Here is a 15,695-nt window from a genome sequence, read left to right as displayed (position 1 = left end):
TGCTCCTCTATTTAACCGTACCCCGAGTCTATCCAAGACCGGGGTTTTTTCAGCCTTAAAAAAGTTGAAATGAGAGGGGAAAGAAAATGAAGCATTTAACGACGATGAGTGAACTCAGCACTGGGGAAATCAAAGATTTGCTTCAAACTGCGCAAGACCTCAAAAACGGAAAAACAGACCATCAGCTGACAGGGAAATTTGCAGCGAATCTGTTTTTTGAACCAAGCACCAGAACACGATTCAGCTTTGAGGTAGCTGAAAAGAAACTGGGCATGAATGTCCTGAATCTCGACGGAACGAGCACAAGTGTACAAAAAGGTGAAACCTTATATGACACAATCCGAACGCTCGAATCGATCGGTGTTGACGCGTGTGTCATCAGGCACAGTGAGGATGAGTACTACAAAGAGCTTGTCGGACATGTAAATATCCCGATTCTGAATGCAGGAGACGGGTGCGGCCAGCATCCGACACAATCATTGCTTGATTTAATGACAATCAATGAAGAATTCAACACGTTCAAAGGCCTTACCGTCTCGATTCACGGCGACATTAAGCACAGCAGGGTCGCAAGGTCTAATGCTGAAGTGTTGACAAGACTCGGTGCCCGCGTTCTGTTTTCCGGTCCGCCGGAATGGCAGGATGAAGAAAATACGTTTGGCGCGTATGTCTCAATGGAAGAAGCAGTAGAGACTTCCGATGTTGTCATGCTGCTCCGTATTCAAAATGAAAGACATCAGTCAGTTGTCAGCCAGGAAGGCTATCTAAACGAATTCGGCTTGACTGTAGAACGGGCTGAACGTATGAAGCAGCATGCGATTATTATGCACCCCGCGCCTGTGAACAGAGGAGTGGAGATTGATCACAGCTTAGTAGAAAGCGAAAAATCAAGAATCTTCAAACAAATGCAAAATGGCGTATTTATCAGAATGGCAGTGTTACAGCGAGCCTTACAAACCAATGCGAAAAGAGGAGAAGCAGCGTATGTCATATCTCATTAAAAACGGCTGGATACTTAACGAAAATGGTGAAAAAACAGAACAGGATATTCGAGTGACAGGAGAGGTCATCTCCGAAATCGGCAAGCTTGATGCAGCAGATGGAGAAACGGTTATTGACGCGAAAGGATTGCTCGTTTCACCGGGGTTTGTTGACCTCCATGTACACTTTAGAGAGCCTGGCGGAGAGAAAAAAGAAACCATTGAAACTGGTGCAAAAGCAGCGGCGCGCGGCGGTTATACAACAGTAGCGGCCATGCCGAATACACGGCCGGTTCCTGATACGAAGGAGCAGATGGAATGGGTGCAAAAGCGCATTAAAGACACATCATGTGTCAGAGTCCTTCCTTATGCATCTATTACGATCAGACAAATTGGCGATGAGCTGACAAACTTTGAAGCATTAAAGGAAGCTGGGGCATTTGCATTTACAGATGACGGCGTCGGTATACAGACAGCAGGAATGATGTATGAAGCAATGAAACGCGCAGCCGCGATAGACAAAGCGATTGTGGCACATTGCGAGGACAACTCCTTAATTTATGGAGGAAGCGTACATGAGGGGACATTCTCCAAAGCAAACGGGCTCAACGGCATTCCTTCTGTGTGTGAATCGGTTCATATTGCCCGCGACGTGCTGCTGGCTGAGGCGGCTAACTGCCATTATCATGTATGCCATATCAGCACGAAAGAGTCTGTCAGGGTCGTACGCGATGCGAAAAAAGCGGGAATCAGAGTGACAGCAGAAGTATCACCGCATCATTTGCTGCTTTGCGATGAGGACATTCCGGGGCTGGACACAAACTTTAAAATGAACCCGCCGCTGCGCGGTGCGGAAGATAGAGAGGCACTGATTGAAGGACTTTTAGACGGAACAATCGACTTTATAGCAACCGACCATGCGCCGCATACAGAAGAAGAGAAAAACACAGAAATGAAGCTGGCGCCGTTCGGAATTGTCGGTTTGGAAACAGCGTTCCCGCTTCTTTACACACATTTTGTCAAAAACGGCAGCTGGACGCTGAAACAGCTGATTGATTATATGACAATCAAGCCTTGCCAAACGTTTAATCTCCCATATGGAACACTGAAAACGGGACAAGCAGCAGATATCACTTTAATCGATTTGGAAAGAGAAGCAGTGATAGACAAAGAAACATTCTTATCTAAAGGTAAAAACACACCATTTAACGGCCTCAGCTGCAGCGGCTGGCCAGTCGCTACAATTGCAGCAGGAACGCTTGCTTATGAAGAAGGGAGACTTGTGAAATGAAAAGACGATTAGTACTGGAAAACGGAGCGGTATTTGAGGGCAAAGCCTTCGGGAGCTTGGAGCACAGCATGGGGGAAGTCGTTTTCAATACCGGTATGACTGGTTATCAGGAAATCTTGTCAGACCCTTCTTATTGCGGGCAGATTGTTACGTTAACATATCCGCTTATCGGAAATTACGGCATTAACCGTGATGACTTTGAATCCATTACGCCTTTTGTTAAAGGATTGATTGTAAAAGAATTATGTGAACTGCCTTCTAACTGGCGTTCAGCGTACACATTGGATGAGTATTTAAAAATGAAAAACATTCCGGGACTGCAAGGAATTGATACAAGAAAGCTGACGAGAATGATCCGCACGGCTGGCGCGCTAAAAGGAACGTTTGCCTCACCTGATGAAGATATCGAATCGGTACTGAAAAGACTGAACGAAACTGAACTGCCGAGAAATCAAGTATCCCAAGTGTCAGCTAAAACAGCATACCCTAGTCCGGGAAGAGGTAAACGCATTGTCCTGGTGGACTTTGGAATGAAGCACGGCATTTTAAGAGAGCTGAACAAACGGAAATGCGATGTCATCGTTGTGCCTTACAACGTAACAGCAGAAGAAGTCCTTCAGCTGAAGCCAGACGGCATCATGCTTTCTAACGGACCTGGAGACCCGAAAGATGTGCCTGAAGCAATTGAAATGATAAAAGGTGTTCTTGGAAAAGTGCCATTATTCGGAATTTGTCTCGGCCACCAGTTATTTGCGCTTGCGTGCGGAGCCAATACTGAGAAAATGAAATTCGGTCACAGGGGCTCCAACCATCCGGTAAAAGAGCTTGCAACCGGAAAAGTTGCCTTAACATCACAAAACCATGGCTATACAGTTTCATCTATCAATGAAACAGAGCTTGAAGTCACGCACATCGCGATAAACGACGATACGATTGAAGGGCTGCAACACAAAACACTGCCGGCATTTACGGTTCAATATCATCCAGAAGCATCACCTGGTCCTGAGGACGCTAATCATCTATTTGACAGATTTATCGAAATGATTGAAACAACGGAGAAAGAAGGGGAAGCGGTATGCCAAAACGCGTAGACATTAATAAAATTTTAGTAATCGGGTCAGGACCAATCATCATCGGCCAAGCAGCTGAATTTGATTATGCGGGAACGCAAGCCTGCCTTGCATTAAAAGAAGAAGGCTATGAGGTTATTCTTGTCAACTCAAACCCTGCAACGATCATGACCGATACAGAAATGGCTGACCGGGTTTACATCGAACCGCTGACACCTGAATTTCTGACGCGGATCATCAGAAAAGAGCGTCCTGACGCCATTCTTCCTACACTCGGCGGTCAAACCGGCTTGAATCTTGCGGTGGAGCTTTCTGAGCGAGGTGTGCTGGAGGAGTGCGGCGTTGAGGTGCTCGGCACAAAGCTGTCTGCAATCCAGCAGGCTGAAGACCGCGACTTGTTCAGAACATTAATGAATGAACTAAATGAACCGGTGCCTGAAAGTGAGATCATCCACTCTCTGGAAGAAGCAGAGAACTTCGTCAGCCAAATTGGATTCCCTGTCATTGTCCGCCCGGCATATACATTAGGCGGAACAGGCGGCGGCATCTGCTCGAATGAAACCGAACTGAAAGAAATTGTGGAGAACGGATTAAAATTAAGCCCGGTGCACCAATGTTTGCTTGAAAAAAGCATTGCCGGCTACAAAGAAATCGAATACGAAGTTATGAGAGACAGCCGAGATCATGCGATTGTCGTTTGTAACATGGAGAACATTGATCCGGTAGGAATCCATACCGGAGACAGTATTGTCGTCGCACCGAGCCAAACGCTCAGCGACCGTGAATATCAGCTCCTCCGGAATGTATCTTTAAAACTGATCCGTGCGCTTGGAATTGAAGGGGGATGTAACGTACAGCTCGCTTTAGATCCAGACAGCTTCCAATACTACATCATTGAAGTGAACCCGCGTGTCAGCCGTTCATCTGCCCTTGCATCAAAAGCGACAGGCTATCCGATTGCAAAGCTCGCAGCTAAAATCGCCGTCGGCCTTTCACTAGACGAAATGATGAATCCGGTCACAGGGAAGACATACGCTGCATTTGAACCAGCGCTGGACTATGTTGTATCTAAAATACCTCGCTGGCCGTTTGATAAGTTTGAATCAGCAAACAGAAGGCTCGGTACCCAGATGAAAGCGACGGGAGAGGTGATGGCGATTGGCCGCACGCTTGAAGAATCGCTGCTGAAAGCTGTGCGTTCACTGGAAGCTGATGTGTATCATCTTGAATTAAAAGATGCCGCCGATATACCTGATGAGCTTCTCGAGAAGCGGATTAAAAAAGCCGGAGACGAGCGTTTATTCTACCTGGCTGAAGCGTACAGAAGGGGCTACACAGTTGAGCAGCTTCATAAATTCTCTGCCATCGACCTCTTTTTCCTGCATAAGCTGTTCGGAATCGTTCAGTTTGAAAAAGAGCTGAAAGCAAATGCGGGCGATACGGATGTGCTGAGACAGGCAAAAGAACTCGGATTTTCTGATAAGTACATCAGCCGCGAGTGGAAAATGAAAGAATCTGAGCTTTACAGCTTGAGAAAACAAGCGGGAATTGCACCGGTATTTAAAATGGTAGATACATGCGCGGCGGAATTTGAATCAGAAACGCCATACTTCTACAGCACATATGAAGAAGAAAACGAATCTGTTGTTACAGATAAGAAAAGCGTGATCGTACTTGGCTCCGGCCCGATTCGAATCGGGCAGGGGGTTGAATTTGACTACGCCACAGTTCACTCTGTGTGGGCAATTAAACAAGCAGGCTATGAGGCAATTATCGTCAATAATAACCCGGAAACCGTGTCAACTGATTTTAGTATCTCAGACAAGCTGTACTTTGAACCGCTTACGATCGAAGATGTCATGCATATCATTGATCTCGAACAGCCGATGGGCGTTGTCGTGCAATTTGGCGGACAAACTGCAATCAACCTTGCTGACGAACTTTCTGCACGCGGAGTCAAAATCCTTGGAACGTCATTAGAAGATTTAGACCGTGCGGAAGACCGGGATAAGTTTGAACAGGCGCTGGTAGAACTTCAAGTGCCGCAGCCGCTTGGCAAAACTGCGACATCAGTTGATCAGGCTGTAAACATCGCGAGCAACATCGGCTATCCGGTACTGGTGCGCCCTTCATATGTGCTTGGCGGCCGGGCGATGGAGATTGTGTATCATGAAGAAGAACTGCTTCATTACATGAAAAACGCAGTCAAAATCAATCCGCAGCATCCAGTATTAATTGACAGATATCTGACTGGAAAAGAAATCGAAGTGGATGCGGTGTCTGATGGCCAAACCGTTGTCATTCCGGGAATCATGGAGCACATTGAGCGTGCGGGCGTGCACTCCGGAGACTCTATCGCGGTCTATCCGCCGCAGTCTCTGACGGAAGATATTAAAGAAAAAATTGAACAATATACGATCGCACTCGCGAAAGGGCTGAATATTGTCGGCTTGCTCAACATCCAATTCGTCCTGTCACAAGGTGAAGTATACGTGCTTGAAGTCAATCCGAGATCAAGCAGAACGGTGCCGTTCTTAAGCAAGATCACGGGCATTCCGATGGCGAACCTCGCGACAAAAGTCATTCTCGGGCAAAAGCTGGCTGAGTTTGGCTACAATGAAGGCCTGCAGCCTGAACAGCAGGGTGTATTCGTAAAAGCACCGGTCTTCTCCTTCGCGAAGCTGAGAAGAGTGGACATTACGTTAGGGCCTGAAATGAAATCAACAGGTGAGGTCATGGGCAAAGATTCCACCCTTGAAAAGGCGCTCTATAAAGCCCTGATAGCTTCAGGCATTCAAATCCCTAACTACGGTTCCGTGCTTTTAACAGTGGCTGATAAGGACAAAGAAGAAGGGCTTGCCATCGCTAAACGATTCCATGCGATCGGGTATAACATTTTAGCGACCGAAGGAACGGCGGGGTATCTCAAGGAAGCATCAATTCCAGCGAAGGTCGTCGGAAAAATCGGCCAGGATGGCCCGAACTTGCTTGATGTGATCAGAAACGGAGAAGCCCAGTTTGTCATCAATACGCTGACAAAAGGAAAGCAGCCGGCAAGAGACGGATTTAGAATCAGACGTGAATCAGTAGAAAACGGTGTTGCCTGCTTAACATCTTTAGATACGGCAGAAGCGATTTTGCGGGTGCTGGAAAGCATGACGTTCCGTGCCGATCAAATGCCGGCAGTCAACTCAAATCAGGAGGCGGCAATCACTTTATGAAAAAAGCGTATTTGACGGTGTGTGCTAACCAGCAAATTGCAGACCGGGTGTATCAAATGGTTCTAAAAGGGGAGCTTGTCCAAGGGTTTACTGTCCCAGGACAGTTCCTTCACCTGAAAGTGAGCGAAGCGGTTACGCCTCTTTTGCGAAGACCAATCAGCATTGCTGATGTTAACCTTGAAAAAAATGAAGTCACCATTATTTATCGAGTAGATGGGGAAGGAACAAGACTCTTGTCGCTGAAGCAGAAGGGAGATCTCGTGGATGTCCTCGGGCCTTTGGGCAATGGCTTTCCAGTAGATGAAGTCCAACCCGGAAAGACGGCTTTGCTGGTAGGGGGCGGTGTAGGAGTGCCGCCTCTCCAAGAACTGTCGAAACGTTTAAAGGAAAAAGGCGTAAAGGTCATACACGTTTTAGGATTCCAATCGGCAAAGGATGTTTTTTACGAAAAAGAATGCCGACAGTATGGTGATACGTATGTGGCAACAGCTGATGGAAGCTACGGGGAAACCGGGTTTGTCACAGATGTCATCAAACAGAAAAGTCTTGAATTTGACATTCTCCTCAGCTGCGGGCCGACACCGATGCTAAAGGCGCTCAAACAAGAATACGCCCACAAAGAGGTTTACATTTCCATGGAAGAACGAATGGGCTGCGGTATCGGTGCATGCTTCGCTTGCGTGTGCCATACAAACGAAAGTGAGACAGCTTACGTAAAGGTATGTCTTGACGGGCCTGTATTTAAAGCTCAGGAGGTGGCGCTGTAATGCTAGAGGTGAAATTGCCAGGGCTGAATTTGAAAAATCCGATCATTCCCGCATCAGGCTGCTTCGGTTTTGGAAAAGAGTTTGCGCGTTTTTATGATTTGTCTTGTCTCGGAGCAATCATGATCAAAGCTACGACAAAGGAGCCCCGCTTCGGGAATCCGACGCCTAGGGTAGCTGAGACTGGCGCTGGAATGCTCAATGCGATCGGTTTGCAAAATCCAGGGCTGGAAAGCGTCTTAGAAAATGAGCTGCCATGGCTTGAACAATTTGATACGCCTATTATTGCCAATGTCGCCGGCTCACAGGTCGAGGATTATGTTGAAGTGGCAGAGCATATCAGTAAAGCGCCTAATGTACACGCCCTTGAACTGAATATTTCCTGTCCGAACGTCAAAACAGGCGGAATTGCTTTTGGCACAAATCCTGCCATGGCTGCTGATTTAACGAAAGCGGTTAAAGAAGTGTCAGATGTGCCTGTATATGTGAAGCTATCTCCGAATGTGGCAAACATCACAGAAATTGCAGTAGCGATCGAAGAGGCTGGTGCGGATGGTCTAACGATGATCAACACATTAATCGGCATGAGGCTCGATTTAAAATCAGGTAAGCCGATATTAGCCAATAAAACTGGAGGGCTGTCGGGTCCTGCTGTAAAACCTGTTGCCATCCGCATGGTGTATGAGGTCAGCCAGGCTGTCGGCATTCCGATTATTGGGATGGGAGGCGTTCAGACAGCCGAAGACGCATTGGAATTTCTTCTGGCTGGAGCAAGTGCGGTCGCTGTCGGAACAGCAAATTTCGTGAATCCTTTCGCCTGCCCTGACATCATTGAACAGCTCCCTGCTGTTTTACGCCAATACGGCTATGAATCTGTTGAAGAATGCATCGGAAGGAGCTGGAATCATGAAAAACAACCTGCCCATCATCGCGCTTGATTTTGTATCAGCTGAAGAGACACTGTCGTTTTTAGCGCCTTTTCAGAAAGAACCATTATTTGTGAAGGTCGGGATGGAGCTTTTTTATCAAGAAGGCCCGGCCATCATTGCACAATTAAAAGAAAGAAACTGTGAGATCTTTTTAGATTTGAAGCTCCATGACATCCCGACCACAGTAAATAAAGCAATGAAGCGTCTTGCCTGCCTCGGAGTCGATCTTGTCAATGTTCACGCAGCCGGAGGCAAAAAAATGATGGAAGCAGCCTTGGAAGGCTTAGAGGAAGGCACGCCGGCAGGAAAAAAACGTCCATCACTTATTGCGGTAACCCAGCTGACAAGCACATCTGAACAAATGGTGAAGGAGGAGCTGCTCATCAGAAAGTCTCTCATTGACACGGTAGTGCACTACAGCAAACTGGCGGAGAATAGCGGACTTGATGGAGTGGTGTGCTCCGTTCATGAAGCAAAAGCCATTTACGAAGCAGTGTCGCCATCGTTTCTGACGGTGACCCCGGGTATCCGTATGTCAGCAGACACTGCGAATGATCAAGTGCGTGTCGCAACGCCTTCTATAGCAAGAGAAAAAGGGTCATCAGCCATTGTTGTAGGACGCTCTATTACAAAAGCTGGAAATCCGCTAAAAGCCTATGAAGCTGTCAAACTCGAGTGGGAGGGAATCAAACAATGAAACAAATCATCGCAAAACATCTATTAGACATTCAAGCTGTATTTTTACGCCCAAATGATCCGTTTACATGGGCGAGCGGCATTTTATCGCCAATTTACTGTGACAATCGCCTTACCCTTTCTTTCCCAGAGGTAAGAAATGATGTTGCTGCAGGCATCAGCAAGCTTATCCAGGAGCATTTCCCGGAAGCTGAGATGATCGCAGGAACAGCGACAGCAGGTATCCCTCATGCGGCATTGGCGGCTGACCGTTTGAACTTGCCGATGTGTTATGTGAGAAGCAAACCAAAAGCACACGGAAAAGGCAATCAAATTGAGGGTGCCGTTCAAAAAGGCCAAAAAACAGTTGTCATTGAAGATTTAATTTCTACAGGGGGCAGCGTACTCGAAGCTGCAGCAGCTCTAAAAGCCGCTGGCTGTGAAGTGCTTGGTGTGGTATCAATTTTTACGTACGGACTTCCTAAAGCGCAGGAAGCGTTTGCTGAGGCTGATCTTCCATACTACTCGTTAACTGATTATGACACACTGACAGAGGTTGCACTTGAAAATGGAAATATTCGTACAGACGACCTGAAGAAGCTGCAAACATGGAAAATGAATCCCGAGTCAAAAGATTGGTTTAAAAAATGAAAAAATAAATTGAAGAGCTTTAATGCCTTGCCACGATTGAAAACAGGCCTTTGGGTCTGTTTTTTTATTAATCCTATAAAAAAACTCGGGTTGACTTATGTTAGAATTGTGCTAAAATTTACTACAAATCTGAAAAACTTATCAAGAGCGGCTGAGGGACTGGTCCTATGAAGCCCGGCAACCTGCACAATGTGTAAGGTGCTACTTCCAGCAAAATGTATTCCATTTTGAAAGATAAGGGCTACATGCAGTTCCTGTCTTTCTTTCCGCCGGATTGAAAGTTTTTTATTTTAAGAGGGGCTGTTTGGGAGAAAACAGCAGCCGCATCACATTACAATTGGAAAAGACAACCGGCAGAAAGCTACTGTTTGTTTGTCTCCGAAAGGAGGAAAGAAGAAATGTTAACTTACGATAATTGGGAAGAACCAACGATTACATTTCCAGAGGACGATCCTTATAAAGGGGCGCTGTCAGTTTTAAAATGGGCTTACGGCCATTATGGCAATCAGCTTGTTTATGCCTGCAGTTTCGGAATTGAAGGAATCGTTCTGATTGACTTAATCTATAAAGTGAAAAAAGACGCAGAGATTGTATTTCTCGATACAGGGCTTCATTTTAAAGAAACCTATGAAACGATAGAACGCGTCAAGGAGCGCTACCCCGGTCTTAATATCATCCTGAAGAAACCGAACCTTACTCTTGAGGAACAGGCGGAAGAACACGGTGATAAACTGTGGGAAAGAGAGCCGAATCAATGCTGCTATCTCAGAAAGATCGTTCCTTTAAGAGAGGCGCTTTCCGGCCATCCGGCATGGCTTTCCGGCCTGCGCCGCGATCAAGGGCCAAGCCGTGCCAATACGAATTTCTTAAACAAAGATGAGAAATTCAAATCAGTAAAAGTTTGCCCGCTTATCCACTGGACTTGGAAAGACATCTGGAGATACACTTCTCGAAATGAGCTGGACTACAATCCGCTCCACGACCAAGGGTATCCAAGTATTGGCTGCGCGCCTTGTACGTCACCTGCATTTACCGCGGAGGACTTGCGCTCAGGAAGATGGAACGGTATGGCGAAAACAGAATGCGGACTGCATGAATAAGGAGCTGCAAAATGGAATTAGCCGCTATTTTATTTAGCTTGTTTTTTGCAGTGAATATTGGCGCAAGCGGCGCTGCAGCTTCAATGGGAGTTGCTTACGGATCTGGGGCCATCAAAAAGAAAACCTACGCTTTGATCATATGCGCCGTTGGTGTGCTGGCCGGGGCTGTCATTGGCGGGGGCGAAGTTGTGAAAACCATCAGCTCTGGTATTATCCCCGAACAGACGATCACGCTGACGATTGTTTGCATCATTATCGGGTCTGCTGCGCTGTCGCTATTTACAGCTAATCTGCTCGGCATTCCTTTATCGACAAGTGAAGTGACTGTCGGGGCAGTTGTCGGCGTGGGCGTGGCGTACAAAGTGTTGTTTGTAAACAATCTTCTGATTATTGTTTCATTTTGGATTTTCGTTCCGCTGTTCGCTTTCGGTTTCACATTTTTTGTAGCAAAGCTGTTTCGTTATTTTAAGATTGAAATTACGTCTTCCCGAAAACAAAACGTCCTTGGCATCCTTTTGCTATGCGCTGGTTTTTTTGAAGCGTTCTCTGCGGGCATGAATAATGTGGCGAATGCCGTTGGCCCGTTAGTGGCTGCCGGCGTACTGGATGTAGAGAATGGAACCCTGTATGGGGGAGCTTTTGTAGCTCTGGGCGCACTGATATTAGGCCGCAGGGTGTTAGAAACAAACGGGAAGAAAATTACAAGGTTTTCAAAAGGAGAAGGCATTCTCCTATCCGGAACAGGAGCAGGACTGGTGATCATCAGCTCTATATTTGGAATGCCAGTACCCTTAGCGCAAGTAACGTCATCGTCTATTATCGGAATAGGCATGGCGAAAAACGGCCCAAACGTATTTCATAAACAGGTCGTTCAAACGATGCTGAAAGTATGGATCGTATCGCCGTTTTTATCTTTATCCATCTCTTATTTGCTTGTCTCTATGTTTTTAAAGGCGGATTATTATTCAATCTTTATCATGGTAAGTGTGCTTCTAGCTGCAGGCGGTGCCGTCAGCCTGACAAAAGCCATTCGTAAAGAGAGACGCTCTGTCCACGATCAAGGCGGGGGAATTTAACTATTAATCTGAGTTATTTTATCTGTTAACTAGGAGGAAATGAATATTATGAGTTTAGCACCACATGGAGGAAAACTGGTAAACCGAGTAAATGAATCATATGATGTAAGCGGCATTCAGAAAGAGATTGAACTTGATTTGATTTCTTTTGCTGACCTGGAATTGATCGGAATTGGCGGATATAGCCCGATTGAAGGCTTCTTTAATGAGAAGGATTACGTATCTGTTGTTGAAAACATGCGTCTTGCTTCCGGTGTTGTATGGTCTCTTCCGATCACGCTGCCGGTAGATGCACAAAAAGCAGCCGAACTGTCAGTCGGGGAAACAGTAAAATTAACGTATGACGGAGAAACATACGGCGTTATCCAAATCGAAGACTTATACGTGCCTGATAAACAAAAAGAAGCTGTTAACGTATATAAAACAGATGATCAGGCTCATCCGGGTGTGAAAAAGCTGTTCAGCCGCGGCGATACATATATCGGCGGTCCGATCACATTGATTAAAAAGGCTTCCAAACAATTCCCTGAATTTACATTTGAACCGGCGGAAACAAGACGCCAATTTGCAGAAAAAGGCTGGGAGACAATTGTCGGTTTCCAAACAAGAAATCCTGTTCACAGAGCGCATGAATATATTCAAAAAACGGCTCTTGAGACAGTGGACGGTTTGTTTTTAAATCCGCTTGTCGGCGAAACAAAATCTGATGACATACCAGCTGATGTCCGGATGGAAAGCTATCAAGTGCTTCTTGACAACTATTACCCGAAAGACCGTGTCTTCCTTGGCGTTTTCTTGGCTGCAATGCGTTATGCCGGTCCGAGAGAAGCGATTTTCCATGCGCTTGTCAGAAAAAACTACGGCTGCACACATTTCATTGTCGGCCGCGATCACGCCGGTGTCGGTGACTATTACGGCACGTACGAAGCCCAGGAGCTGTTTGACACATTTAAACCAGAAGAACTCGGCATTACACCGCTGAAATTCGAGCACAGCTTCTTCTGCGAAAAATGCGGAAATATGGGAACGGCAAAAACGTGCCCGCATGGCAGAGAGCATCACGTGATTTTATCAGGCACCAAGGTGAGAGGGATGCTGAGAGACGGTGTGTTGCCGCCTGCAGAATTCAGCCGCGCAGAAGTTGTAGAAGTGTTAATTAAAGGCATGAAGAAAAAAGAAGAAGCAGGCGTTTCTTAAGGAGGACTGGCAGTGACAAATCGCGATATCGTATGGCATGAAGCCTCTATTACAAAAGAAGAGTATCAGCAAAAAAACAAGCATAAAAGCTCCATTCTCTGGCTGACGGGTTTAAGCGGTTCAGGCAAATCAACCATTGCCAATGCTGCTGCTAGAGAACTTTTTGAACAAGGCTACCAAGTTATTGTGCTGGATGGTGACAACATTCGCCACGGTTTAAATAAAGATCTCGGTTTTACTGACGAAGACCGAAAAGAAAACATCCGCCGAATCGGAGAGGTAGCAAAACTTTTTGTGCAGCAGGGCACCATTGTCATTACTGCTTTTATCTCTCCTTTCCGAGAGGACAGAGACCAGGTTCGCCAGCTTGTGCAAGCAGGCGAATTTAACGAAGTTTACATTAAATGCGACCTCGATATTTGTGAACAAAGAGATCCAAAAGGGCTCTACAAAAAAGCAAGAAACGGGGAAATTCCGTTCTTCACAGGCATTGATTCTCCTTATGAAGAGCCGGAAGCTCCTGAGCTCGTCCTTGACTCAGGACAATATGATCGTGAAGAGTGCAAAAATCAGCTGATCGAGTTTGTAAAGCAGCAATTGAGCTAAACGCCGCTCAGCTGTGTTCTTCTCAGATGCCGAAAAAATGCAAACTAGAACAACATCGAAGCGAACGTTCTGGAAGAACTCGAATAGATCGGGGGAAAGACGATGGGGAAAGTATATATTGTAGGAGCAGGTCCCGGAGATCCTGATCTGCTGACAATTAAAGCGCTGAAAGCCATTGAAAAAGCTGACGTCATCCTATATGACAGATTAGTAAATAAAGAGATTTTGCAATATGCCAAGGAGCAGGCGGACCTGATCTACTGTGGGAAGCTTCCAGATTTTCATACAATGAAGCAGGAAACCATCAATCGGTTTCTTGTGAAGTATGCGCAAAAAGGGAAAAACGTTGTCAGATTGAAAGGCGGAGACCCATTTGTGTTCGGCAGAGGGGGAGAAGAAGCGGAATGCCTTTCTGAAAATGGCATTCCGTTTGAAATTGTCCCCGGTATTACATCTGGAATCGCGGCAGCTGCTTATGCCGGGATTCCTGTCACTCATCGGGACGCGGGCTCTAACGTGGCTTTTGTAACGGGGCATTATAAAAAAGAAGAGGATTTTGAGGAAAAGTGGAAAGCGCTGGCCACAGGGATTGATACACTTGTCATCTATATGGGCATTAAAAATGTGCAGCTGATCGAAAAAAAACTCCTGGAAAACGGCCGGGACGGTGCTACTCCAGCAGCGTTTATTCATTGGGGGACAACGGACAAGCAAAAATCTGTTTTTTGTACAGTTGACACCCTTTCAGAAACGGTGAAAAAAGAAGACATTAAAAATCCGAGTTTAATTGTCGTAGGAAATGTTGTAAATTATCACTATAAGCTGGAATGGTTTGAATCTGAGCTGAAAAAACAAGATTTAAGCGAGGCGTTGTAAATGAAACAAGCGATTTTATATGTCGGCCACGGCAGCCGGGTAAAAAAGGCACAGCAAGAGGCCGCTGCATTTTTGGAAGGATGCAAAGCGCATATCTCTGCGCCTGTTCAGGAAATCAGTTTTTTAGAGCTGCAGGAGCCGGCAATTGAGACAGGGTTTGAAGCATGTGTGAAGCAAGGCGCCACTCATATCGCAGTGGTGCCTCTGCTTCTTTTAACGGCTGCGCATGCCAAACATGATATTCCGGAAGAAATTGCGCGTGCCGCGTCCCGTTATCCTTCAGTCCGTATTTCATACGGAAGTCCGATCGGGATTGACGAAGAAGTGGTCAAAGCGGTCTATCATCGTGTTAAAGACATAGGTGTTCCGTACGAAAACGCCAGGGTTGTGCTCATCGGCAGGGGAAGCTCAGACCCAGATGTAAAAAGAGACGTAACCGGAATTGCCGGATTGCTTCAAAACATCATGCCCGTCAGCGAAGTGATTCCATGTTTTATGACAGCATGCGGTCCCAATTACAAAGAGATTTTTTCTGAACTGAAAAAAGATGACGGCGTGACGACCTTTATTGTTCCGTATTTGCTGTTTACCGGGATGCTGATGAATGAGATTGAACGTGAGGTCCAGAAATTGAAGGCGGAAAATCCAAATGTCTACCTCTCTTCCTATATCGGTTTCCACCCGCATGTGAAAAAGGCGTTTTTACATCGTGTGAAAGAAACTGCCGACAACCATGAGGGGCAATTTGATTTTGACGGAGGCATATATGCTCCCGCTTCACATTAGTTTGCAGAAGAAAAAGGTTGTGATTGCAGGGGGCGGCAACATTGCGCTCAGAAGGCTGAAATCGGTGCTATCAGAGGGAGCGGATATTACGCTTGTCAGTCCGGATGTTGAACCGGAAATCAAACAGATGGCAGAAAATTGCCGTATCAGATGGGTCTGCCGTACGATTGAAAAAGAGGATTATCTCGATGCTTTTTTGATTATTGCCGCTACGGATGATGCCGCTGTGAATAAAGAGATTGCTCAAAACGCATCGTCTTCCCAGCTTGTCAACTGTGCCAGTAATGCTGAGCTGGGCAATGTGTATATGCCGAAAATCGTAAAAAGAGGGCATGTAACGGTGTCTGTCTCTACAAGCGGAGCCAGTCCAAAGCACACAAAAGAGCTTGCTGAAAAAGTGGATAAACTGATTGAAGGCGATTTTGTCACTGAAGTTGACAGGCTTTATCAGGTAAGAAGAAAGAAATAAGCCA

At 46.2% G+C, this 15,695-nt stretch carries 15 protein-coding genes and 1 riboswitch; all 15 genes read left to right on the top strand.

Features of this window, described 5'->3' with window-relative positions; all coding sequences use genetic code 11:
* The first annotated feature begins 86 nt into the window (after nucleotides 1-86).
* The gene (locus V6D42_RS06570; RefSeq protein WP_333512709.1) at nucleotides 87-1,001 is read left to right on the top strand and encodes an aspartate carbamoyltransferase catalytic subunit; all 915 of its coding nucleotides are present in this window, start codon (nucleotides 87-89) and stop codon (nucleotides 999-1,001) included.
* The gene (locus tag V6D42_RS06565; protein ID WP_333512708.1) at nucleotides 985-2,271 is read left to right on the top strand and encodes a dihydroorotase; all 1,287 of its coding nucleotides are present in this window, start codon (nucleotides 985-987) and stop codon (nucleotides 2,269-2,271) included. Before V6D42_RS06570 ends, V6D42_RS06565 begins: the two co-directional genes overlap by 17 nt.
* Nucleotides 2,268-3,362 carry a carbamoyl phosphate synthase small subunit gene (locus tag V6D42_RS06560; protein WP_268446235.1) on the top strand — a complete coding sequence of 365 codons (1,095 nt, stop codon included), beginning with the start codon at nucleotides 2,268-2,270 and terminating at the stop codon, nucleotides 3,360-3,362. Before V6D42_RS06565 ends, V6D42_RS06560 begins: the two co-directional genes overlap by 4 nt.
* Nucleotides 3,347-6,562, top strand: a complete 3,216-nt coding sequence (gene carB, locus V6D42_RS06555) for a carbamoyl-phosphate synthase (glutamine-hydrolyzing) large subunit (RefSeq protein ID WP_333512707.1) — start codon at nucleotides 3,347-3,349, stop codon at nucleotides 6,560-6,562. The genes V6D42_RS06560 and carB overlap by 16 nt, the downstream gene beginning before the upstream one ends.
* Nucleotides 6,559-7,329 carry a dihydroorotate oxidase B electron transfer subunit gene (gene pyrK / locus V6D42_RS06550; RefSeq protein WP_326231467.1) on the top strand — a complete coding sequence of 257 codons (771 nt, stop codon included), beginning with the start codon at nucleotides 6,559-6,561 and terminating at the stop codon, nucleotides 7,327-7,329. Before carB ends, pyrK begins: the two co-directional genes overlap by 4 nt.
* On the top strand, nucleotides 7,329-8,264 hold the full coding sequence (locus V6D42_RS06545) for a dihydroorotate dehydrogenase (RefSeq protein ID WP_333512706.1): 936 nt from the start codon (nucleotides 7,329-7,331) through the stop codon (nucleotides 8,262-8,264). The genes pyrK and V6D42_RS06545 overlap by 1 nt, the downstream gene beginning before the upstream one ends.
* Nucleotides 8,233-8,952: an orotidine-5'-phosphate decarboxylase gene (gene pyrF / locus V6D42_RS06540; RefSeq protein WP_333512705.1), complete on the top strand. Its 720-nt coding sequence runs from the start codon at nucleotides 8,233-8,235 to the stop codon at nucleotides 8,950-8,952. Before V6D42_RS06545 ends, pyrF begins: the two co-directional genes overlap by 32 nt.
* Nucleotides 8,949-9,581, top strand: a complete 633-nt coding sequence (gene pyrE / locus V6D42_RS06535; RefSeq protein ID WP_333512704.1) for an orotate phosphoribosyltransferase — start codon at nucleotides 8,949-8,951, stop codon at nucleotides 9,579-9,581. Before pyrF ends, pyrE begins: the two co-directional genes overlap by 4 nt.
* Nucleotides 9,582-9,716: 135 nt before the next feature.
* A riboswitch (SAM riboswitch) is annotated at nucleotides 9,717-9,822 on the top strand.
* 157 nt (nucleotides 9,823-9,979) lie between these two features.
* Nucleotides 9,980-10,681 (top strand): phosphoadenylyl-sulfate reductase, encoded by a 702-nt coding sequence (locus V6D42_RS06530; protein ID WP_024121347.1) that lies wholly within the window; start codon nucleotides 9,980-9,982, stop codon nucleotides 10,679-10,681.
* 11 nt (nucleotides 10,682-10,692) lie between these two features.
* Nucleotides 10,693-11,757 (top strand): sulfate permease, encoded by a 1,065-nt coding sequence (cysP, locus tag V6D42_RS06525; RefSeq protein ID WP_333512703.1) that lies wholly within the window; start codon nucleotides 10,693-10,695, stop codon nucleotides 11,755-11,757.
* Nucleotides 11,758-11,805: 48 nt separating this feature from the next.
* The gene (gene sat, locus V6D42_RS06520; protein ID WP_333512702.1) at nucleotides 11,806-12,954 is read left to right on the top strand and encodes a sulfate adenylyltransferase; all 1,149 of its coding nucleotides are present in this window, start codon (nucleotides 11,806-11,808) and stop codon (nucleotides 12,952-12,954) included.
* Between the two features lie 12 nt (nucleotides 12,955-12,966).
* Nucleotides 12,967-13,560, top strand: a complete 594-nt coding sequence (gene cysC / locus V6D42_RS06515; protein ID WP_333512701.1) for an adenylyl-sulfate kinase — start codon at nucleotides 12,967-12,969, stop codon at nucleotides 13,558-13,560.
* A 102-nt stretch (nucleotides 13,561-13,662) separates the two neighbouring features.
* Nucleotides 13,663-14,436: a uroporphyrinogen-III C-methyltransferase gene (gene cobA, locus V6D42_RS06510; protein ID WP_333512700.1), complete on the top strand. Its 774-nt coding sequence runs from the start codon at nucleotides 13,663-13,665 to the stop codon at nucleotides 14,434-14,436.
* Nucleotides 14,437-15,222, top strand: a complete 786-nt coding sequence (sirB, locus tag V6D42_RS06505) for a sirohydrochlorin chelatase (protein WP_333512699.1) — start codon at nucleotides 14,437-14,439, stop codon at nucleotides 15,220-15,222.
* On the top strand, nucleotides 15,203-15,691 hold the full coding sequence (gene sirC, locus V6D42_RS06500; RefSeq protein ID WP_333513129.1) for a precorrin-2 dehydrogenase: 489 nt from the start codon (nucleotides 15,203-15,205) through the stop codon (nucleotides 15,689-15,691). The genes sirB and sirC overlap by 20 nt, the downstream gene beginning before the upstream one ends.
* Nucleotides 15,692-15,695 lie beyond the last annotated feature (4 nt).

This window comes from Bacillus sp. 0909A (genome assembly GCF_036765115.1).
Taxonomy (GTDB): Bacteria; Bacillota; Bacilli; order Bacillales; family Bacillaceae; genus Bacillus; species Bacillus mojavensis.
Note: the sequence above shows the minus strand (reverse complement) of the source record. Positions and strands in the feature narration are given on the sequence as shown.